The organism is Streptomyces sp. NBC_01197, assembly GCF_036010505.1.
In the GTDB taxonomy this organism is placed as follows: Bacteria; Actinomycetota; Actinomycetes; order Streptomycetales; family Streptomycetaceae; genus Streptomyces.
Map to the genome: position 1 here is coordinate 7,257,283 of NZ_CP108569.1, position 21,093 is coordinate 7,278,375.

The following is a 21,093-nucleotide window of genomic DNA, read 5'->3' on the forward strand; positions in this document are numbered from 1 at the left end:
GTCTCGCCAGGTGTGTCGCTGGTCACGACTTCTCCTTGCTTCCGAAGGTGTCACGGACCCGGTCGGCGACGCCGAGCAGGTTGGCCTCGAAGGTGAAGCCCTGCTCGAAGCGGTAGCTGCGGCGGACGTCCACCGGGTCGATCCCGTTGATGGCCGCCTTCGCGAGGCGGATCAGAGTGCCGTCCTTGGCGGCGATCTCGGCCGCCAGCCGTACGGCCGCGTCCAGCAGCTCCGCACGCGGGACGATCTCCCACACCGAGCCGTGGTGGTGCAGTTCCTGCGCGGTGGCGGTGCGCGAGGTGTAGTACAGGGTGCGCATCAGGTGCTGCGGGACCAGGCGGGCCAGGTGGGTCGCGGCGCCGAGCGCGCCCCGGTCCAGTTCGGGGAGGCCGAAGGTGGCGTCGTCGCTCGCCACGATGGCGTCCGCGTTGCCCACCAGGCCGATACCGCCGCCCAGACAGAAGCCCGCCACGGCCGCGACCACCGGGACCTCGCACTCGTACACCGCGGCGAACGCCTCGGCGCAGCCGCCGTTGGCGCCCACCAGTGCCTCATGGCCGTCGGTGCGCTGCATTTCCTTGATGTCGACTCCGGCGTTGAATCCGCGCCCGGCCGCGGCGAGCACCACACAGCGCACGGACGGGTCACTGCCCGCGGCGCGTACGGCCGCTGCCAGGTCGTACCAGCCCCGCACGGGCAGGGCGTTGACCGGAGGGAAGTCGACGGTGACCACGGTGACGCCGCTGAGCGGGCTTGAGGTGGAGACACCCATGAGCAGATCAGCTACCTTTCCACCAAACATTTGTTAGGTGAGAAGGTAGCAGTGGTTCGCGTACGGCGGGAGGGGGCGCCCGGCGTCCTTGCCCGTACGAGTGCCGGACAGGCTGAAGAAGGCGCCAAGTGAAGAGGAGAAGTGGGATGACGTCACAGAACGCGCAAGGCACGACGGACGGCACGGCCGGAAGCGGCGGGGGAATCTGCGCGGGGCGGGTCGCCGTCGTCACCGGTGCGGGCCGGGGCCTGGGGCGCGCCCACGCGCACGCCCTGGCCGCCGAGGGCGCCCGGGTCGTCGTCAACGACCTGGGGGTCGGGCTCGACGGCGGGGGCGGCTCGGCGGGCCCCGCGCAGGACGTCGTGGACGAGATCGTCGCCGCGGGCGGCGAGGCCGTCGCGCACGGCGGGGACATCGCCACGACGGACGGCGCGGCCTCGTTGGTCACCGCCGCGCTGGACGCCTTCGGGCGGCTGGACATCCTGGTGAACAACGCCGGGTTCCTGCGGGACAAAATGCTCGTCAACCTCGACGAGGAGAGCTGGGACGCGGTCATGCGGGTCCACCTCAAGGGGCACTTCCTGGCGCTCAAGCACGCCGGGGCGCACTGGCGCGCGGAGGCCAAGGCGGGGCGGACGCCGCAGGCCCGGGTGATCAACACCAGTTCGGGCGCCGGACTGCTCGGCAGTGTGGGGCAGGGCAACTACGCGGCGGCCAAGGCCGGGATCCTTGGGCTCACCCTGGTCGCCGCCGCTGAACTGGGGCGCTACGGCGTCCAGGTCAACGCCATCGCTCCCGCGGCCCGCACCCGGATGACGGAGACGGTCTTCGCCGACGCCATGGCCGCGTCCGGCGACGGCGGATTCGACGCGATGGCTCCCGGGAACGTCTCGCCACTCGTGGTCTGGCTGGCGTCCGGGGCGTCCGGCGGAGTCACCGGCCGGGTCTTCGAGGCGGAGGCCGGGCGGATCACCGTCATGGAGGGGTGGCGGCCCGGCCCGGGTGCCGACAAGGGGGCGCGCTGGACGCCGGCCGAGGCGGGCGAGGCGGCGCTGCGGCTGCTCGCCGCCGCTGAGGCGCCGCAGCCGGTGTACGGCGCGCAGTGAGCGCCCCCGTGCGGGCGCCGTGAACGGGTGCCCGCACGGGGGGTTGGCCGCACGGCGGTCGGCCCGGCGGCGGGCCGTCCGGTCCGGACACCGGTCCGGACACCGGCGCGGAAACGGCCGTCCGGTCGCGGGGGAGTGGAGCCCCTCAGCCGGCCGGCCGGTGGCCCGTCAGCCGGTGGCCGCGTCGCCGGGGCGGGCCGCGAGGTAGCGGCCCGGGACGTCGCCGCCCCCGTGGACCGCCAGATCGGCGCCGTTCACGTACGACGCCTGACGGCCCGCCAGGTACAGGCAGGCGTCGGCCACGTCGGACGGCACTGCCATCCGCCCCATGGGGATGGTCCGCGCCACCGCCGCGCCTCCGTCGTTGCCGTAGACGGCCGCCGCGTTCGCGGTGCGGATCAGCCCGGTGGTGATGTGGTTGACGCGGACTCGCGGCGCCCACTCCAGGGCCAGAGCGCGGGTCAGGCCGAGCAGTCCGGCCTTGGCGGCCGAGTAGGCGGCCGTGCCCGGCTGCGGGTCGTGGCCCGAGACGCTGCCGATGTTCACGACCGAGCCGCCCTCGTCCTGCGTCCGCATGACGAGGTTGGCCGCCTGGGCCGTGTAGAAGGGCGCCAGCAGATTGAGTGCGACGATCCGCTCGACGAACCGCGGTGAGACGGTGGCGGCGTCCGAGTCGGGCGAGCCCCCCGCGTTGTTGACGAGCGTGTCCAGTCGGCCGAACCGGGCCGCCGCGTGCTCGATGAGGCCGGCCGCCGCCTCGGGGTCGCGTACATCCGCCGCGAGGAAGGCCGCGGTGCGCCCGCCCGCGGCGGGCAGGGAATCCGGTTCACCACGGCCGCACACGAGGACATCGGCCCCCGCGCCGAGGAACGCCTCGGCGATCGCGTATCCGATCCCTTTGGTGCCGCCCGTGACGACAACTGCCCGTCCAGTGAAGTCCGCCGGGTTTCTGATGGTCATGAGCTGCCTCCGTGCCGTCCGGGCCCGGCTGTGCCTTGGACGGCCGGGAGCTGGTGCGATATCAACCTACCAAGCGTTAGGTAGGTGAACTAGAGTGCACAGGACACCGAGCGTTCCTTCCGAACACTCAACCGGGAATTCCGACCGACGAGGGGTCTCCATGACACAGGGCGAGCGGGCCCGCACCGTTCCCGGCGTGCTGGCCGCGACGGCCCGGAGCCACCCGGACACCGAGGCGCTCGTCGACGGCGCGACCCGGCTGACGTACGGCGAACTGGCCCTGCGGGCGCGGCGCGCCACCGCCGCCATGATGGCGTCGGGCGTCGTCCCCGGTGACCGGGTGGCCGTATGGGCCCCCAACGGGCACCACTGGGTGGTGGCCGCACTCGGGGCGCTCGGCGCGGGCGCCGTGCTGGTGCCGGTCAACACCCGCTACAAGGGTGAGGCGGCGGGCGGCTGCTGGCCAGGAGCGGGGCCAGGACCCTCTTCGTCGACAACGACTTCCTGGGCCATGACTACCTCGGCTACCTCGGTGGACTGCCCGGCGTCCCCGGCACCGCCGTACGCGGCCCTGGGCCGGTACCCGCGCTGCCCGGTCTGCGCGACGTGGTGCTCATCGGGGGCGACGCGGCCCCCGGTGCGCGCGGCTGGCAGGAGTTCCTGGCCGCGGGTGGGTCCGTGTCGGACGCGGCAGCCGACGCACGGGCGGCCGAAGCCGGCGAAGAGGACGCCTGCGACATGTTCTTCACCTCGGGCACCACCGGCAGACCCAAGGGCGCCCTGACGGCGCACGGCCAGAACATCCGCGCCTTCGAGGCCTGGAGCGAGCGGGCCGGGCTGCGCCACGGCGACCGGTACCTCATCGTCAATCCCCTCTTCCACACCTTCGGTTACAAGGCCGGAGTCCTCGCCTGTCTGGGCCGGGCGGCCACGATGGTCCTCCAGCCGGTCTTCGACGTACGGGAGACACTGCGGCTGGTGAGCGAGGAGAAGGTGACCGTGCTGCCCGGTCCGCCCGCCATCTACACGTCGATCCTCGAACATCCGGACCGCCACGCGTACGACACCTCGTCCCTGCGCCTGGCCGTCACCGGCGCTTCCGTCGTGCCCGTCGCGCTGGTCGAGCGGATGCGGGAGGAGCTGAGGCTGACCGTACTCACCGCGTACGGGCTCACCGAGTCGTGCGGCATGGTCTCCATGTGCACCGCCGCCGACGACGCGCGGACCGTCGCCGGGACCTCCGGCCGGGCCGTCGACGGCGTGGACCTCTCCGTGGTCGACGCGGCCGGCAACCCGCTCGGCCCCGGCGAGAACGGCGAGATCGTGGTGGGCGGATACAACGTGATGCGCGGGTACTTCGAGGACCCCGCCGCGACCGCCGAGGCGGTCGACGCCCTGGGCCGTCTCCACACCGGCGACGTCGGGTGTCTCGACGCGGACGGCAACCTCACCGTCACCGGACGGCTGAAGGACATGTTCCTGGTCGGCGGCTTCAATGTGTACCCGGCCGAGGTCGCGCAACTGCTCGCGCGCCACGCGCAGATCTCCGAGGCGGCCGTCGTCGGGATACCGGACCCGAGGCTGGGCGAGGTGGGCCGCGCCTATGTCACGGCCCGGCCGGGCGAGCGGCCGGATCCCGTGGAGGTGATCGCCTTCTGCCGGGAGCGGCTGGCGAACTTCAAGGTGCCGCGCGAGGTCGTGGTGCTCGACCGGCTCCCGCGCAACGCCATGGGGAAGGTCCTCAAGGCCGCCTTGGACAGGAGCTGACCGCGATGTATACCGTCAAGAGGCGGAAGGACAGCCGGAGTTCACCGGGGAAGTTCGCCGGCGCACCGGGACCCGGGGCGTGAGCGAGCCGCCGCGCACCCCGGCGGGTGCCTGGCGCGGCCGGGAACTGGGGGAGCGCACCGTCAGCTACGACGACCGGGACGCGATCCTCTACGCCCTCGCGATCGGCGCCGACGCGACCGACCTCGACCTGGTCTTCGAGGAACGGCTGCGGGTGCTGCCCACCTTCGCGCTCACCCTCGCCCAGTGGGCGCCCGACGCACTCGGTTCGCTGGGCGCGTTCGACATCCGTACCGCGGTCCACGGGGCCCAGCGCCTTGAGGTGATGTCCCCGCTGCCACGCTCCGGGAAGCTGTCCATGCGGGCGTACGTGAGCGAGGTGTGGGACAAGGGGTCGGCCGCCGTGTTCGAGGTCGTGGTGGTCAGCGACTGCTCCGTCGCCACCTGGTCGCTCTTCGCCCCGGGATGCGGCGGCTTCGGCGGTGAACGCGGCCCGTCGGCGCCGTCCGCCCCGCCGGAACCGCCCGACCACCTGGCCGAGGTGGCGACCGCCCCGAACCAGGCGGCGCTCTACCGGCTGCTCGGTGACCGCCACGCCATGCATATCGACCCGGATGCCGCACGGGCGGCCGGACAGCCGAGGCCGTTCCTGCACGGGCTGTGCTCGATGGCGGGCGCGACGCTGCCCCTGGCGCGGGCGGCGGGTGCTCATCCGGCCGGTCTGGTCCGCCTCGAAGGACGGTTCGCGGCTCCGGTGTTCCCCGGGGACCACCTCACGGCACGCGCCTGGGAATCCGCGGGTATGGAACCGCCCGAGCCCGGAACCGCGCCCGCGGAACTGCGCTTCGAACTGCTCGGCGGCGGCCGCTCAGTGGTGTCCGGCGGGCGGGCCGGGTTCAGCGTCTGACCGCACCAGCAGAAGGACAGTAAGTGCACGGTGAGTGAGCCGGGTCACTTTCTGTTGATGTTCAGGCATAGGTAAAGGCCAATCGGGGAGGTGACCGGACCACTGGTGTGAACCAGTGGAATCAGTTCGGTGAGGAAAGGCAGAACACACGTGTCGGCAAGCGAGACCATTCATGTAGACGGGATGTGGCGGGGCGCCGCATCCGGCGCCACACGGGAGGTCCTCGACCCCGCCGACGCGAAGACCCTGCAAGTCGTCGCCGAAGGCGGCGCGGAGGACGCGGACGCCGCCGTACAGGCCGCGCACACCGCCTTCGCGGGCGGCCGGGGCGACTGGCCGCTGACGCCGGTGGCCGAGCGCGCCGCGCTGCTGCGCCGGGTCGCCGGGCTGCTCCAGCGCGACCGTGAGGAGATCGCGCTCATCGAGAGCCGCGACACAGGCAAGACCCTGGAGGAGGGCCGGGTCGACGTCGACGACGTCACCAACGCCTTCCGGTACTTCGCCGACCTGGTGATGAACGAGAGCGGCGGCCGGGTCGTGGACGCCGGCTCGCCCGACGTTCACAGCGTCGTCGTCCATGAGCCGGTCGGCGTCTGCGCGCTGATCACGCCCTGGAACTACCCGCTGCTGCAAGCCAGTTGGAAGATCGCACCGGCGCTCGCCGCGGGCAACACCTTCGTCGTCAAGCCCAGTGAGGTCACTCCGCTCTCCACCGTCCACCTGGTGAAGCTCCTGGTGGAGGCCGGTCTGCCCGCCGGAGTGGCCAACGTCGTCACCGGCCCGGGAGTCCCCGTGGGGGCCAGGCTCGCCGAACACCCGCAGGTGGATCTGTTCTCCTTCACCGGGGGGCTGGCCAGCGGCACCGCGGCCGCGAGTTCGGCCGTCGCCGGTGCGAAGAAGATCGCCCTGGAGCTGGGCGGCAAGAACCCCAATGTCGTCTTCGCCGACGCCTGTGCCACCGAGGAGGGCTTCGACACCGCCGTGGACCAGGCGCTGAACGCCGCCTTCATCCACAGCGGTCAGGTCTGCTCGGCCGGTGCCAGGCTCATCATCGAGGAATCGGTCCGGGACCGTTTTGTCGCCGAACTGGCCCGCCGCGCGGAGCGGATCAAGCTCGGCCGCGGCACCGCCGAAGGCGTCGAGTGCGGGCCGCTGGTCTCCCAGCAGCAGTTGGACAAGGTCGAGGCCTACGTGGCGTCGGCCCTGGCCGAAGGGGCGCAGCTGCGCTGCGGAGGGCAGCGACCCGGCCCGTCCGACGAGCGGCCCGCCAGCGGTTACTTCTACGCGCCCACCGTCCTGGACGGCTGCCACCGCGGCATGAAGGTCGTCCGCGAGGAGACCTTCGGCCCGATCCTGACCGTCGAGACCTTCCGCGACGAGGAGGAGGCGGTGACACTGGCCAACGACACCGAGTACGGACTGGCCGGCGCCGTCTGGTCGGCCGACACCGCCCGCGCTCGCCGCGTCGCCGCCCGGCTGCGGCACGGCACCGTCTGGATCAACGACTACCACCCGTACCTCCCGCAGGCGGAGTGGGGCGGCTTCGGCAAGTCCGGCATCGGCCGTGAGCTGGGCCCCGCCGGCCTGGACGAGTACCGCGAGTCCAAGCACATCTACGAGAACCTCCGGCCCGCACCGGTCCGCTGGTTCACGGGCTGACTGCCCGTCTGTTCGCAGCACCGCTAACAACCGTCAGCACTTTGCAGAAGGAGCAACGCCTCATGCCTCCGGAGATCTCCACGGTCGCCGCCGACTACGTCATTGTCGGCGGCGGGACCGCGGGTTCGGTGATCGCATCCCGGCTCACCGAGGACCCGAACATCAGCGTCGTCGTCGTCGAGGGCGGCCCGACCGACATCGACCGCGACGACGTCCTCACCCTCCGCCGCTGGCTCGGTCTGCTCGGCGGTGACCTGGACTACGCGTACCCCACCACCGAGCAGCCGCGCGGCAATTCACACATCCTGCACAGCCGTGCCAAGGTGCTCGGCGGCTGTTCCTCGCACAACACCCTGATCTCGTTCAAACCGCTGCCCGGCGACTGGGACGAGTGGTCCGAGCACGGCGCGGCCGGCTGGGACGCGAAGTCCATGGACCCGTACTTCTCCAAGCTCCGCAACAACATCGTCGCGGTGGACGAGAAGGACCGGAACGCCATCGCATCCGACTTCGTGACAGCGGCCCAGCAGGCGGCCGGTGTCCCGCGCGTGGAGGGCTTCAACAAGGAGCCCTTCCACGAGGGCGTCGGCTTCTTCGACCTCGCCTACCACTCGGAGAACAACAAGCGCTCCTCCGCGTCGGTTGCCTACCTACACCCGCACATCGAGGCAGGTGACCGGCCCAACCTCACCATCATGCTGGAGACCTGGGCCCACCGGCTCGACATGGACGGCAACCGCGCCACCGGCGTGCACGTGCGTACCAAGGACGGCGAAGAGGTCCTGCTGCGGGCCGGCCGCGAAGTGCTGGTCTGCGCGGGCGCGGTGGACACACCGCGGCTGCTGATGCTGTCGGGCATCGGCCCGAAGCAGGACCTGGAAGCCCTCGGCATCCCCGTCGTGCACGACCTGCCGGGCGTCGGCGAGAACCTCCTCGACCACCCCGAGTCCGTCATCGTGTGGGAGACCGACGGGCCCATCCCGGAGAACTCGGCGATGGACTCCGACGCCGGACTCTTCGTCCGCCGCGACCCCGGATCGCGCGGCCCGGACCTGATGTTCCACTTCTACCAGATCCCCTTCACCGGGAACCCGGAGCGGCTGGGCTACGAGAAGCCCGAGCACGGAGTGTCGATGACACCCAACATCCCCAAGCCGCGCAGCCGTGGCCGCCTCTACCTCACCAGCGCCGACCCCGAGGTCAAACCGGCCCTGGACTTCCAGTACTTCACCGACGAGGAGGACTACGACGGCCGGACGCTGGTCGACGGCATCCGCCTCGCCCGCGAGATCGCGAAGACCGAACCGCTCGCCCACTGGCTCAAGCGCGAGGTCTGCCCGGGCCCCGAAGTCACGACCGACGAGGACATCAGCGAGTACGCCCGCAAGGTCGCGCACACCGTCTACCACCCGGCGGGCACCTGCAGGATGGGCGCCCCCGACGACGCACTCGCCGTGGTCGACCCCGAGCTGCGGATCCGCGGCCTGTCCGGCATCCGTATCGCGGACGCTTCCGTCTTCCCGACGATGCCGTCGGTCAACCCCATGATCGGAGTCCTCATGGTCGGCGAGAAGTGCGCCGAACTACTGGCCGCGACCCCCGCCCAGGGAGGTACGGCATGACAGCGACCGGCACCCCAGCGGCCTCGGGCGCCGGCGAACGGCACAACGGCGCGCCCGCATTCGACGCCGCTGCCGCACCCGCACCCGCACCGGCCGACGAGAAGCGCGGCACCGTCTTCTCCGTACGCAATCTGTGGAAGGTCTTCGGCCCCCGCGCCGACCGGATTCCTGGTGACAGCTCGCTGACCGGGCTGACCGGCGAGGAGCTGCGCCGGCGCACCGGCTGCACCGCCGCCGTGCGCGATGTCTCCTTCGACGTCCACGACGGCGAGGTCTTCGTCGTCATGGGCCTGTCCGGCTCCGGCAAGTCGACGCTGGTGCGCTGTCTGACCCGGCTCATCGAGCCCACCAGCGGCGACCTCACCATGGACGGCGAGGACGTTCGCGCCATGGACAGGACCAAGCTGCGCGAACTGCGCCGCCACCGCGCCGCCATGGTCTTCCAGCACTTCGGCCTGCTCCCGCACCGCACGGTCCTGGACAACGTCGCCTACGGTCTTGAGATCCAGGGCCTCGGCCGGGCCGAACGCCGCACCAAGGCAGCCGAGTTCATCGAGAAGGTCGGATTGACGGGCCTGGAGCACCGGCGGCCGAGCGAACTCTCCGGCGGCCAGCAGCAGCGGGTCGGCCTGGCCCGCGCGCTCGCCGTGGACCCCGAAGTCCTGCTCTTCGACGAGCCGTTCAGCGCGCTCGACCCGCTCATCCGGCGGGACATGCAGCAGGAGGTAGTCCGGCTGCACAAGGACGAGGGCCGCACCATGGTCTTCATCACCCACGACCTGTCCGAGGCGCTGACCCTGGGCGACCGCATCGCGCTGATGCGCGACGGCCGGATCGTGCAGCTCGGCACGCCCGAGGAGATCGTCGGCTCACCGGCCGACGACTACGTACGCGACTTCGTACGCGATGTGCCGCGCGAGCAGGTGCTGACCGTACGCCGGGCGATGCGCCCGGTGCAGGGCGCCGAGGCCGCCGAGGGCGAGTCGGTGCCGTCCGGCACGCTCATATCCGACGCCATCGACACCGTCGTACGCTCCGGAGGCGCCGTCCGCGTCGTCGAGGGGGACCGCTGCCTGGGCATCGTGGACCACGCCAGCCTGCTCGCCGTCGTGGCCCGTCTCGACGAGAGCGGAGTGGCCGCCTGATGCGTACGCACCACGCGCCCGCGCGTCTGCTCCGCCCGGCCACCCGGAGGCGCGCATGACGACCGCCACCACCGCGCCCCTCAGCGCCGACAGCCCGGCTGCACCCGGCAGAGCCGACAGGCTCCGCGCCGCGCTGCTCCACCGGGGCCCGGGCAAGCTCCTCGTGCTCGCCGTCGCCGCCGCCGTCCTGGTACCGATCGCGAACTCCGTCTGGTCCAGCGGGCTGTGGCCCGGTGCCCTCACCGTGGACGTCTCGGCACCGCTGGGCCACGTCAGCGACTGGATCATCGACAACCGCGACACCCACCCTCTGTTCCTGTACTTCCTCGGCTATCTGAGCAACGCCGTGGTCATCGCCGTACGCGCCGTCTACCTGGTGCTGCTCGCCCTCGGCTGGACCGGAGTCACCGCCGGAGTCACCCTGGTGGCCTGGCGGGTGGCCGGATGGCGCATCGCCGCGACCGCACTGGTCTCCCTCCTGGTCGGCGGCGTGCTGGACATGTGGGTGCCGACCATGCAGACGCTCGCGCTGATGGTGGTGGCTGTCATCGTGTCCGCCGTCGTCGGAGCGGTGCTGGGTCTGGCGGGCGGTCTCTCCGACCGGCTGTTCCGCATTCTGCGCCCGGTGCTCGACACCATGCAGGTGCTGCCGGCCTTCGCGTATCTGCTGCCGGTGGTCCTGGTGTTCGGCATCGGTGTCCCGGCCGCTCTGCTCGCCACCGTCGTCTACGCGGCGCCGCCGATGGCGCGGCTCACGGCGCTCGGGCTGCGCGGCGCCGACGTCGGAGTCCTGGAGGCCGTCGCCTCGCTCGGCTCCACCGCGCGCCAGCGGCTGGTCACCGCCCGGCTGCCGCTGGCCCGCAAGGAACTGCTCCTCGGCCTCAACCAGACCATCATGATGGCGCTCTCGATGGTCGTCATCGCCTCACTCATCGGAGCCGCCGGTCTCGGGGACCGCGTCTACCAGGCGCTGGCCTCCGTCGACGTCGGCGGGGCGCTGGCCGCGGCCATCCCGATCGTGCTCCTCGCCATCGTGATGGACCGCACCACCGCCGCGGCCGGCGCCCGCCTCGGCACCGAGCCCGCCGGGCCCGCCGCCCTGCGCGGCTGGCGCGGCTGGGCTGTCGCGGCCGTCGGCACCGCTGTCGTGGCGGTGGCCGGCCGGCTGGCCGGGTCCACGCTCTGGCCCGCCGGAACCACCGTGGCCATCGCGCGGCCCGTCAACGACTTCAAGGAGTGGATGGTCAACCACCTCTACTCCGGAGTCCCCGTCGTCGGCGGCACCGCCGACTGGGCGGCGCATTTCACCTCCTGGATCCTGGACCCGCTCAGGGACGGGCTGACCGGGCTGCCCTGGTGGGGCGCCCTGCTGATCGTCGCCGCGCTGGCCTGGCTGATCGGAACCTGGCAGACCGCCCTGACCGCGGTACTCGCGCTCTGCGCCATCGGCGTCCTCGGCATGTGGAAGCCGTCCATGGACACGCTTTCCCAGGTCCTGGCCGCGCTGGTCGTCACCCTCGTCATCGGGTTCGCCGCCGGGATCCTCGCAGCGGGCAGCCGCCGCGCCGAGGCCGTGCTGCGCCCGGTCCTCGACGTCATGCAGACCATGCCGCAGTTCGTGTACCTCATCCCGGTGGTCGCCCTCTTCGCCGTGGGCCGCGCTCCGGCCGCCGCCGCGGCGGTCGTCTACGCGCTCCCCGCCGTCATCCGCATCACCACCCAGGGCCTGCGCCAGGTCGACCCGGCAGCGGTGGAGGCCGCCCGGTCGCTCGGCGCGACCCGGCTGCAGACGCTGCGCCAGGTCCAGCTGCCGCTGGCCCGTCCGGCGCTGCTGCTCGCTGTCAACCAGGGCGTGGTCCTCGTACTCGCCGTGGTCATCATCGGTGGCCTGGTGGGCGGCGGAGCCCTCGGCTACGACGTCGTCACCGGCCTGGCCACCGGCGACCTCGCCATCGGCCTCGTCGCGGGTGTGGCCATCGTCTGCCTCGGCCTGATGCTCGACCGCGTCACCCAGCCCACCGAACGCCGCACCCGGAAGGGGGCCTGAGCCGTGACCCGTACCCGCACCCGTGGCGCACGCCGCGCCACGACCGCCCTCGCCGCCCTGGCGTCCGGCGCCCTGCTGGTCACGCTCAGCGGCTGCGGAGCCGCCGACATGACGAAGCAGGCCTCGCCGTTCGCCGCGGCCAAGGGTGCCAAGTCCGTCACGCTCTCCGTGCAGAGCTGGGTCGGCGCACAGGCGAACGTGGCTGTCGCCAAGTATCTGCTCGAACACCAGCTTGGCTACCGCGTCGACACCGTCCAGGTGGACGAGATCCCCGCCTGGGACGCGCTCAGCCAGGGCCGCGTCGACGCGATCCTGGAGGACTGGGGCCACCCCGACCAGGAGAAGCGGTACGTCAAGGACAAGAAGACGATCACCGCGGGCGGCGACCTCGGGGTCACCGGGCACATCGGCTGGTTCGTCCCCAAGTACTGGGCGGACAAGCACCCGGATGTCACCGACTGGAAGAACCTCAACGAGTACGCCAGTCAGCTGCGTACGGCGGAGAGCGGCAGCAAGGGCCAGCTCATGGACGGTTCGCCGTCCTATGTCACCAATGACAAGGCCCTGGTGAAGAACCTCAAGCTGAACTACGACGTGGTCTTCGCGGGGTCCGAAGCCGCGCAGATCACCCAGATCCAGCAGTTCGCCAAGGAGAAGAAGCCCTTCCTCTCCTACTGGTACGAGCCGCAGTGGCTCTTCAACCAGGTACCGATGAAGGAGGTCAAGCTCCCTCCGTACACCGCGAAGTGCGCGGACAAGGGGGTCAAGGACCCGAAGTCCATCGACTGCGCCTATCCGTCGACGCCCCTGCAGAAGTACTTCAACACCGATTTCACCAGGACGGGCGGCGCCGCCGCGGCCTTCCTGAAGAAGTTCAAGTGGACGAAGAACGACCAGAACAAGGTCTCCGCGATGATCGCCTCGCAGGGTCTCTCGGCCGACGAGGCGGCCAAGCGCTGGGTGGACCAGAACCCGGACATCTGGAAGAAGTGGTTCCCGGGCAAGAAGTGACAGAGCGTCATGCCGTCGGTCCGTGGGGCCGGTGGTATGGCGGCTGCGGCCGACACACCTCCGCGCAGGTGTGTCGGCCGTCTTGTGTGTTGAGTGTTTCTGTCTGATGCTGGCGGTTCTTGTTCTCTTACGTTCGGAGCTACCGTATGAGCGCACGCCGAGTAAGCCGCCGTTCCGTCCTCGTCACCGGAGCCGCCCTCGCGGGGTGGGCCGCCTTCTCCGCGCAGAAACTGGCCTTCGCCGCGGATACGGCGGGCGCGACGGGCGCGGCGGAGTGGGACGGGGAACCGAAGGTCTTCCAGATCGGCAGAGAAGAGGCGCGCGCCAGGCTCGTGCCGTACGCGACCGAGTCCGACGCGCTGCGCGGTGACTTCGCGAAGTCCCCCTACTTCCGCTCCCTGAACGGGACCTGGCGGTTCCGCTGGTCGAAGAACCCCGACCAGCGGCCCACCGGATTCCACGCCCCCGGTTACGACGACAACGGCTGGGACCGCATCGCCGTCCCGTCGAACTGGGAGATCGAGGGCTACCAGGAGCCCATCTACCTCAACATCCCGTACCCGTGGACCGGCTACGAGAAGCCCGAACCGCCGAACGTCCCGCACGAGTTCAACCCGGTCGGCTCCTACCGCCGCACTTTCACCGTGCCCCGCGGATGGTCCGGCCGCCGCACCCTGATCTCCTTCCAGGGCGTCAAGTCCGCCTTCTTCGTCTGGGTCAACGGCAAACGCGTCGGCTACAGCGAGGACAGCTACACCCCGGCCGAGTTCGACATCACCGACCATGTGCACGGCGGTGACAACAGCCTTGCAGTGGAGGTCTACCGCTGGTCCGACGGCAGCTGGCTGGAGGACCAGGACATGATCGACCTCTCCGGGATCTTCCGGGACGTCTATGTCTACTCGGTCCCGCCGGTCCATGTGCAGGACCTGTCCGTACGGACCGCGCTGGACGACGCGTACCGTGACGCGGTTCTCACCGTGACCGCGACCGTACGGAACCGGGGCGGGGCAACGGCAGGCGAACACCGGGTCGAGGCCGTGCTGTACGACGCCCGCCGCCGGCGCATCGGCAGCCCGCTGCGCGGCGTGGCCACCCCCGGCACCCAGGACGCCGAGGTGCGGCTCACCGCCGATGTCACCGCTCCGGCCCTCTGGTCGGCGGAGCGCCCGGACCTCTACACGCTGGTCGTCACCCTCACCGACGGCCGGGGCAGAGTGGCCGACATCCAGCGCACCACACTCGGTTTCCGCGAAGTGGCCTACGGGCCGGGCAAGTTCACCGTGAATGGCAAGCCGGTCATGTTCCGCGGCACCAACCGCCACGAGACCGACCCCGACCACGGCCAGGCCATCCGCGAGGACCGGATGATCCAGGACATCCGGTTGATGAAGCAGCACAACATCAACGCCGTCCGCACCTCGCACTATCCGAACCACCCCCGCTGGCTCGAACTGTGCGACGAATACGGCCTGTACGTCATCGGCGAGACGAACCTGGAGTCGCACGGGGTGCGCGAGAGGCTGCCCGCCTCACTGCCCGAATGGACCGACGCCTGCGTGGACCGGCTCCGCTCCCTGGTCGAGCGCGACAAGAACCATCCCAGCGTCGTCGTCTGGTCACTGGGCAACGAGGCCGGGCAGGGCTCCAACTTCCAGACCATGGCCGACTGGGCGCACGCCCGCGACGACTCCCGCCCGGTCCACTACGAAGGCATGAACGCGGTCGCGGACCTGCACAGCCAGATGTACACCGTGCCCGCCGATGTCGAGGCGTACGGCAAGTCGGGCAGTGAAACCCCCTTCATCCTCTGCGAGTACGCCCACGCCATGGGCAACAGCAGCGGAAACCTCAAGGAGTACTGGGAGATCTTCGAGCGCTACCCGAACCTCCACGGCGCCTTCGTATGGGACTGGGTGGACCAGGCCATCCGGCTGCCCGTACCGGGCGACCCCCGGCACACCTATCTCTCGTACGGGGGAGACTGGCACCCGGGATACCCCACCGACGCCAACTTCTGCTGCAACGGACTGATGGCGGCGGACCGCACCCCGCACCCCGGGCTCCTGGAGCTGAAGAAGGTCTACCAGCCGGTGGCGGTCAGCGCCGCCGATCTCGCCGCCGGGACGGTGAAGGTGCGGAACAAACACCTGTTCAGCGGCCTGGACGCATACCAGGTGCGGTGGACGGTGACTTGCGACGGACGGACCGTGCAGCACGGCACACTGCCCGCGCCGAAGGCCGCGCCCGGGGGCGAGGCGACCCTCCGCATCCCCTGGCACAAGCCGGGGACGCCGGAGCCCGGCGCGGAGTACTGGCTGAACCTCTCCTTCGTGCTGGCCTCGGCCACCAGCTGGGCCGATGCCGGTCACACCGTGGCCGGTGAGCAGTTCGCACTGGACTGGCACACGCCCGCGCCGCCCGGCCCCGGCACGGCGGGGCTACCCGCGCTCACCCTGGAGGAGACCGGCAGGGACGTCAGCGTCACAGGGCGCGATGTCGAGGCGGTACTCGACAAGACCACCGGGACGTTCAGCTCCTACCGGTGGAAGGGCCGCGTCCTGCTGTCCGGCGGCCCGGTGCCGAACTTCTGGCGCGGCCCGACCGACAACGACATCGGGCGGGGCGCCCAGAACGCCCTGCGGACCTGGCGGGACGCGGGCACCAAGCGCACGGTGACCTCCGTCAGCACCGCGCAGCCGTCGCGGGGCGTGGTCACCATCACCGTGGAGTGCACCCTGCCCACCGAGCCGAAGACGTCCACCTGGGCCACCGAGTTCACCGTCCGGGGCGACGGGGAGGTGCGCGTCAGGCACACCCTGACGGCGGCCGACGGGCTCCCGGACCTGCCGGTGGTGGGCGCCCTGCTGACGATCCCACCCGGATTCGAGCGGATCGACTGGTACGGCCGGGGTCCGCAGGAGAATTACTGGGACCGCAACTCCGGTGCCTTCGTGGGCCGTTACAGCTCCACCGTCGACGCACAGGTGGCGCCCTACGTCCGCCCCGAGCAGACCGGGAACATGACCGACGTACGCACGCTGTCGCTGACGGAGCGTTCCGGGGCCGGGCTGACCGTGCGGGCCGACCCGGCGGACGGAGAGCCGGTGCTGGAGACCAGTGCGCTGCACTACTCGCCGTTCGATCTGGAGGGTCCGAAGCATCCGTACGAGCTGAAGCGGCGCGACGAGACCCTGCTCGGGGTCAACCACCGGCAGATGGGTGTCGGCGGCAACGACTCGTGGGGCGCGCCGCCGCTCGCCGCGTACCTGCTGCACGCGGGGCGCACCTACACCTACGCGTACCGGCTGAGCCCGGCGTAGGAGGCCGCCGGCCGGTCCCGGCCCCGGCCGCCGGTGCTGGCCGGCCGTGGTCCGTACAGGGTCCGCGGCCGGCCGCCGGGCTGGGCCGTACGGGTGGGGGCCGGGAGCCGTCCGCAGGGCTTGGACGCCGTTCCTGTTTCGGCGGCCGGGCGACTCCGGTACCCATGGGGACAACAGTCAGTGGCTGCCGTGCCCATCGGGGGCGAGGGGGATCCCCCAGGGATTCCAGGGCCGTGAACGGCCGGCCCCACCACCACGCGTACACCGGAGGATCTCCCGTGCTGACGACCCACTTCGTCCCAGGCGCGCCGAACTGGCTCGACCTCGGCGCCACCGACATCGACGCAGCTGTCGCCTTCTACACCGGCGTGTTCGGCTGGACCTTCCAGTCGGCGGGCCCCGATGCAGGGGGCTACGGCTTCTTCCAGAAGGGCGGCAAAACCGTCGGAGCCGTCGGCCCGCTGACGGAGAAGGGCGCGAGTCCGGCCTGGACGGTCTATTTCCACACGTCCGACGCCGATGCCACCGGGCGCGCGGTCGAACAGGCCGGCGGAACCGTGCGCGTCCCGGCGACGGACGTCTTCACCGCCGGCCGTATGGCGGCCTTCACCGACTCGACAGGCGCCGACTTTGCCGTCTGGCAGCCGGGCGACGTACAGGGTCTGGAAACCGTCATGGAGCCGGACACGATGTGCTGGACCGAGCTGCACACCACGGACGCGGCAGCGGCCAAGGACTTCTACCGTTCGGTCTTCTCGTGGGACTACCAGGACATGTCCATGGGGGACGGCATGGTCTACACCGTCGTGTCCACGCCTGGCGGCGGCAAGGGCGACGACACCGGCCACGGCGGCATCATGCAGCTCCCGAAGGAGAACGCCGATGCCGGGGCGGGGTCGGAGTGGCACCCGTACTTCGGCGTCGAGGACTGCGACGCCACGTTCGCGGCGGCGACCGGACGGGGCGCCACGGCCCTGATGCCGCCGAGCAACGCCCCGGGAGTCGGGCGGCTGGCGATGCTCCGGGACCCGGAGGGCGCGGTGTTCGCGCTGATCAAGGGCGATCCTTCGATGACCTGACCTGACCTGACCTGACCTGACCTGACCTGACCTGACCTGACCTGACCTGACCTGAGCTGAGCTGATGGCCGGCCTGAGGGCGTGCATGGGGCAGCCCCCGCGCGCGACGGCTCCGCGGACGGCTGCTGCGTTTGCGGGGGTGTGTCACTCACGCCCAGAATCGGACACAGCCGGTCGGATCCGCGCCGAGAACGGAGCACGGCCATGAAGCCGATTGTCACCGTGGGCCTGGACAGCAGGGCCGAGTCGCTCTCCACGGCCCGCTGGGCCGCGCGCGAGGCGCAGTCGCGCGGCGCGGTACTGCGCATCCTGCACGCACGGGCGGCGCGTTCCGACGGTCCCGACCCGCCGGCGGACGGGGACGGTCAGAACGGCCTGCCCCAGTGGATCGTGGAGCGGGCGCGCATTGTCGTGGACGAGCGCTGTCCCGGGCTGCCCGTCACCGAGGAGCTCAGGGAAGGCGATCCGGTGGCATCCCTGCTGGAGGCAGCGGACGATTCGCTGGCGGTGGTGCTCGGTTCCCGGGACATGGCGCCGCTGGCCAGTTACTACCTGGGCGACATCGGCCTGCGGGTGGTGGCGCGTGCCGACGCCCCGGTCGTCCTGGTCCGGGCGCGGGAAGCCACCGGGCCGGCGGCGGAGGACGGCGCCGTGGTGCTGGGCCTTTCGCTGCACGGGCCGTGCGAGGCGCTGTGCGAGTTCGCCTTCGACACCGCTGCCAGGCGTGGCGTCATGCTGCGGGCGGTGCATGGCAGAAGCCTTCCGGAGCACGCCTACAGCCGGAGCGGAGTCGATTCGCGGGTATCCGGGCGGACGACCGAGCGCGCCCAGCTGGAGCTCAGTGAAGCGCTGCGGCCCTGGCGGGAGAGGTACCCGCAGGTCCGTACGTCCGACCGGGTACGCATGGAGAGCCCGGCCCACGCCGTCGTACGGGGTGCCACGGGCGCGGGACTGCTGGTCGTGGGGCGTCGCAGAAACCGGCCCGCGCTGTCGCCGCCGGTCGGCCACGCCCTGTCCTCGGCCGTGCACCACGCGCCGTGCCCGGTGGCGGTCGTCCCGCACGACTGAGGCAGACACGACCGCATCATCCACGCCTGAAGCAGCACGTCTGAAGCAGACATGACTGAGCCGCCACAGTCCGGCAAGCAGACAGGTATGACCCAGGAGGCAGCGAGCGCCATGCGCGAGACCAGTACGGAAGCACCGGCCGTGGTCACCGACGAGGAACTCGCGTCACTGGTCGCCCACTGGCGGGCCGCCAACTACCTGGCGGTGGGCCAGATCTACCTCCTTGACAATCCGCTGCTCACCGAGCCGCTGCGGCCGGAACACATCAAACCCCGGCTGCTCGGCCACTGGGGCACATCGCCCGGACTGAACCTGGTCCACACGCACCTGAACCGTGTCGTCAAGGCGCGCGGCCAGGACACCATGTGCGTCTGGGGGCCCGGGCACGGCGGCCCGGCCGTACTGGCCAACTCGTGGCTGGAGGGCAGCTACTCCGAGACGTACCCGGACATCGGCCGCGACGCCGAGGGCATGGCCCGGCTCTTCCGCCAGTTCTCCTTCCCCGGCGGTGTGCCCAGCCACGTCGCGCCCGAGACACCGGGCTCGATCCACGAGGGCGGGGAGCTGGGTTACTCGCTGTCCCACGCGTACGGCGCGGCTTTCGACAACCCGGACCTGCTGGTCGCCTGTGTCATCGGCGACGGCGAGGCGGAGACCGGTCCGCTCGCCGCGTCGTGGCACTCCAACAAGTTCCTCGACCCGGTGCACGACGGCGCCGTCCTGCCGGTCCTGCACCTGAACGGATACAAGATCGCCAATCCGGCGGTGCTGGCGCGTATTCCCGAAGCGGAGCTGGACGAACTGCTCCGCGGCTACGGCCATGACGTCCTGCACGTCACCGGCGCCGATCCGGACACCGTGCACCGGGCCATGGCCGAGGCGATGGACACCGCACTGGACCGTATCGGCCTCATCCAGCGTGCCGCCCGCGAGGAGGGCAGCACCGTGCGCCCGCGCTGGCCCATGATCGTGCTGCGTACGCCCAAGGGCTGGACCGGCCCCGTGAGCGTCGACGGGCTGCCGGTCGAGAGCACCTGGCGGGCCCACCAGGTGCCGCTGCCCGGTGTCCGGGAGAACCCGGAACACCTCAGGCAGCTGGAGATGTGGCTGCGCTCCTACCGTCCCGAGGACCTCTTCGACCTCGCGGGGCGGCCCCGCGCCGAGGTCCTGGCCTGTGTCCCCGACGGGCCACTGCGCCTCGGCGCCAACCCGCACACCAACGGCGGGCTGCGCCTGCTCGACCTGCCCGTACCGCCCCTGGAGGAGTACGCCGTGGATGTCGCACGGCCGGGGGCGACCCTGCACGAACCGACTCGCGTACTCGGCGATCTGCTGGAGGCGGTCATGGCGGCCACCGCGGAGCGCCGCGACTTCCGGGTGGTGGGGCCCGACGAGACCGCGTCCAACCGGCTCCAGGCTCTGTACGGGGCCACCGGCAAGGCCTGGCAGGCGGAGGCGCTCGGGGTGGACGAGCACCTGGACCGGCACGGCCGGGTGATGGAGATCCTCTCCGAACACACCTGCCAGGGCTGGCTGGAGGGCTATCTCCTCACCGGGCGGCACGGTCTCTTCTCCTGCTACGAAGCCTTCGTCCACATCGTCGACTCGATGGTCAACCAGCACATCAAGTGGCTGAAGGTGTCCCGCACCCTGCCGTGGCGCCGTCCCATCGCCTCCCTCAACTACCTGCTCACGTCGCACGTCTGGCGCCAGGACCACAACGGCTTCTCCCACCAGGACCCCGGTTTCGTCGACCACGTACTCAACAAGTCCCCGGAAGTCGTACGCGTCTATCTCCCGCCGGACGCCAACACGCTGCTCTCCGTCGCCGAACACGTCCTGCACAGCCGGGAGTACGTGAATGTCATCGTGGCCGGCAAGCAGCCGTGCTTCGACTGGCTCACCCTCGACGAGGCACGTGCGCACTGCGCGCGCGGGGCCGGGGCCTGGGAGTGGGCAGGTACCGAACGGGAGGGGGAGGAACCCGATGTCGTGCTGGCCTGCGCGGGCGACGTACCCACCCAGGAGGTGCTGGCTGCCGCCCTGCTGATCCGCCGTCACCTGCCAGGTCTCGCGGTGCGCGTGGTCAACGTGGTCGACCTGGCCCGGCTGCTCCCCGCATCGGAGCACCCGCACGGGCTGACCGGCATGGAGTACGACGCGCTCTTCACCCGGGACAAGCCGGTGATCTTCGCGTACCACGGCTATCCGTGGCTGATCCACCGTCTCGCCTACCGCCAGGCCGGTCATGCGAATCTGCACGTACGCGGTTACAAGGAGTCCGGGACCACGACCACCCCCTTCGACATGGTGGTCCGCAACGACCTGGACCGCTACCGGCTGGTCCTGGACGTCATCGACCGCGTCCCCGGTCTCGCGGTGCGCGCCACCCATGCCCGCCAGACCATGGAGGACGCCCGTCTCAGGCACCACGCGTGGATCCGCGAGCACGGCACCGACCTCCCCGAGGTGGCCGACTGGAGCTGGCAGCCCCTGCCCCTGGGTAACTGAGCCACTCCCGCGGACCGGCACCTGGGACATCCCAGCCCTGTCTCCTCGGCCGGGCCGACCGCTCCCGTACCGCTCCCTGAAACGCCGCCGCAGGG

The 21,093-nt window shown here is 71.1% G+C and carries 13 protein-coding genes and 1 pseudogene; 12 read left to right on the forward strand and 2 right to left on the reverse strand.

The genetic code is table 11. The features are described 5' to 3' along the window. Window positions 1-22: 22 nt before the first annotated feature. The gene (locus tag OG452_RS33360; RefSeq protein WP_327299273.1) at window positions 23-772 is read right to left on the reverse strand and encodes an enoyl-CoA hydratase family protein; all 750 of its coding nucleotides are present in this window, start codon (window positions 770-772) and stop codon (window positions 23-25) included. Between the two features lie 146 nt (window positions 773-918). On the opposite strand from OG452_RS33360, the gene OG452_RS33365 reads away from it, so the two are divergent. After that, complete coding sequence (locus OG452_RS33365; RefSeq protein WP_327299274.1) at window positions 919-1,878, forward strand: SDR family oxidoreductase; 960 nt, start codon at window positions 919-921, stop codon at window positions 1,876-1,878. A gap of 168 nt (window positions 1,879-2,046) precedes the next feature. On the opposite strand, the gene OG452_RS33370 is transcribed toward OG452_RS33365, so the two are convergent. Then, the gene (locus OG452_RS33370) at window positions 2,047-2,838 is read right to left on the reverse strand and encodes an SDR family oxidoreductase (protein ID WP_327299275.1); all 792 of its coding nucleotides are present in this window, start codon (window positions 2,836-2,838) and stop codon (window positions 2,047-2,049) included. A gap of 160 nt (window positions 2,839-2,998) precedes the next feature. Between OG452_RS33370 and OG452_RS33375 the strand changes: the two are divergent. The 11 genes and pseudogenes from OG452_RS33375 to OG452_RS33425 all read left to right on the forward strand — a co-directional run bounded on the left by OG452_RS33375 (window position 2,999) and on the right by OG452_RS33425 (window position 20,998). Then, a pseudogene (locus OG452_RS33375) lies at window positions 2,999-4,605 on the forward strand (FadD3 family acyl-CoA ligase). A gap of 79 nt (window positions 4,606-4,684) precedes the next feature. Next, a complete protein-coding gene (locus OG452_RS33380; RefSeq protein ID WP_327299276.1) occupies window positions 4,685-5,533 on the forward strand; it encodes a MaoC/PaaZ C-terminal domain-containing protein in 849 nt (282 codons plus the stop codon). 183 nt (window positions 5,534-5,716) lie between these two features. Next, complete coding sequence (locus OG452_RS33385; RefSeq protein ID WP_327299866.1) at window positions 5,717-7,192, forward strand: aldehyde dehydrogenase family protein; 1,476 nt, start codon at window positions 5,717-5,719, stop codon at window positions 7,190-7,192. 62 nt (window positions 7,193-7,254) lie between these two features. Further along, window positions 7,255-8,814 carry a GMC family oxidoreductase gene (locus OG452_RS33390; protein WP_327299277.1) on the forward strand — a complete coding sequence of 520 codons (1,560 nt, stop codon included), beginning with the start codon at window positions 7,255-7,257 and terminating at the stop codon, window positions 8,812-8,814. Then, window positions 8,811-9,959 (forward strand): quaternary amine ABC transporter ATP-binding protein, encoded by a 1,149-nt coding sequence (locus OG452_RS33395; protein ID WP_327299278.1) that lies wholly within the window; start codon window positions 8,811-8,813, stop codon window positions 9,957-9,959. The genes OG452_RS33390 and OG452_RS33395 overlap by 4 nt, the downstream gene beginning before the upstream one ends. A 55-nt stretch (window positions 9,960-10,014) precedes the next feature. Further along, the gene (locus tag OG452_RS33400; protein ID WP_327299279.1) at window positions 10,015-12,006 is read left to right on the forward strand and encodes an ABC transporter permease; all 1,992 of its coding nucleotides are present in this window, start codon (window positions 10,015-10,017) and stop codon (window positions 12,004-12,006) included. Between the two features lie 3 nt (window positions 12,007-12,009). After that, entirely contained in the window at window positions 12,010-13,017 is a 1,008-nt protein-coding gene (locus OG452_RS33405; protein WP_327299280.1) for an ABC transporter substrate-binding protein, read from the forward strand. 146 nt (window positions 13,018-13,163) lie between these two features. Then, on the forward strand, window positions 13,164-16,340 hold the full coding sequence (locus OG452_RS33410; RefSeq protein ID WP_327299281.1) for a glycoside hydrolase family 2 TIM barrel-domain containing protein: 3,177 nt from the start codon (window positions 13,164-13,166) through the stop codon (window positions 16,338-16,340). A gap of 278 nt (window positions 16,341-16,618) precedes the next feature. Beyond that, on the forward strand, window positions 16,619-17,419 hold the full coding sequence (locus OG452_RS33415; RefSeq protein WP_327299282.1) for a VOC family protein: 801 nt from the start codon (window positions 16,619-16,621) through the stop codon (window positions 17,417-17,419). A 204-nt stretch (window positions 17,420-17,623) separates the two neighbouring features. Continuing rightward, window positions 17,624-18,487 carry a universal stress protein gene (locus tag OG452_RS33420; protein ID WP_327299283.1) on the forward strand — a complete coding sequence of 288 codons (864 nt, stop codon included), beginning with the start codon at window positions 17,624-17,626 and terminating at the stop codon, window positions 18,485-18,487. Between the two features lie 111 nt (window positions 18,488-18,598). Then, entirely contained in the window at window positions 18,599-20,998 is a 2,400-nt protein-coding gene (locus tag OG452_RS33425; RefSeq protein WP_327299867.1) for a phosphoketolase family protein, read from the forward strand. Window positions 20,999-21,093 lie beyond the last annotated feature (95 nt).

Coding starts and splice junctions, on each gene's coding strand:
- OG452_RS33395 (WP_327299278.1), top strand. CDS start 8,811: ATGACAGCGACCGGCACCCCAGCGGCCTCGGGCGCCGGCGAACGGCAC.
- OG452_RS33365 (WP_327299274.1), top strand. CDS start 919: ATGACGTCACAGAACGCGCAAGGCACGACGGACGGCACGGCCGGAAGC.
- OG452_RS33400 (WP_327299279.1), top strand. CDS start 10,015: ATGACGACCGCCACCACCGCGCCCCTCAGCGCCGACAGCCCGGCTGCA.
- OG452_RS33420 (WP_327299283.1), top strand. CDS start 17,624: ATGAAGCCGATTGTCACCGTGGGCCTGGACAGCAGGGCCGAGTCGCTC.
- OG452_RS33385 (WP_327299866.1), top strand. CDS start 5,717: ATGTGGCGGGGCGCCGCATCCGGCGCCACACGGGAGGTCCTCGACCCC.
- OG452_RS33425 (WP_327299867.1), top strand. CDS start 18,599: ATGCGCGAGACCAGTACGGAAGCACCGGCCGTGGTCACCGACGAGGAA.
- OG452_RS33360 (WP_327299273.1), bottom strand. CDS start 772: ATGGGTGTCTCCACCTCAAGCCCGCTCAGCGGCGTCACCGTGGTCACC.
- OG452_RS33370 (WP_327299275.1), bottom strand. CDS start 2,838: ATGACCATCAGAAACCCGGCGGACTTCACTGGACGGGCAGTTGTCGTC.
- OG452_RS33410 (WP_327299281.1), top strand. CDS start 13,164: ATGAGCGCACGCCGAGTAAGCCGCCGTTCCGTCCTCGTCACCGGAGCC.
- OG452_RS33390 (WP_327299277.1), top strand. CDS start 7,255: ATGCCTCCGGAGATCTCCACGGTCGCCGCCGACTACGTCATTGTCGGC.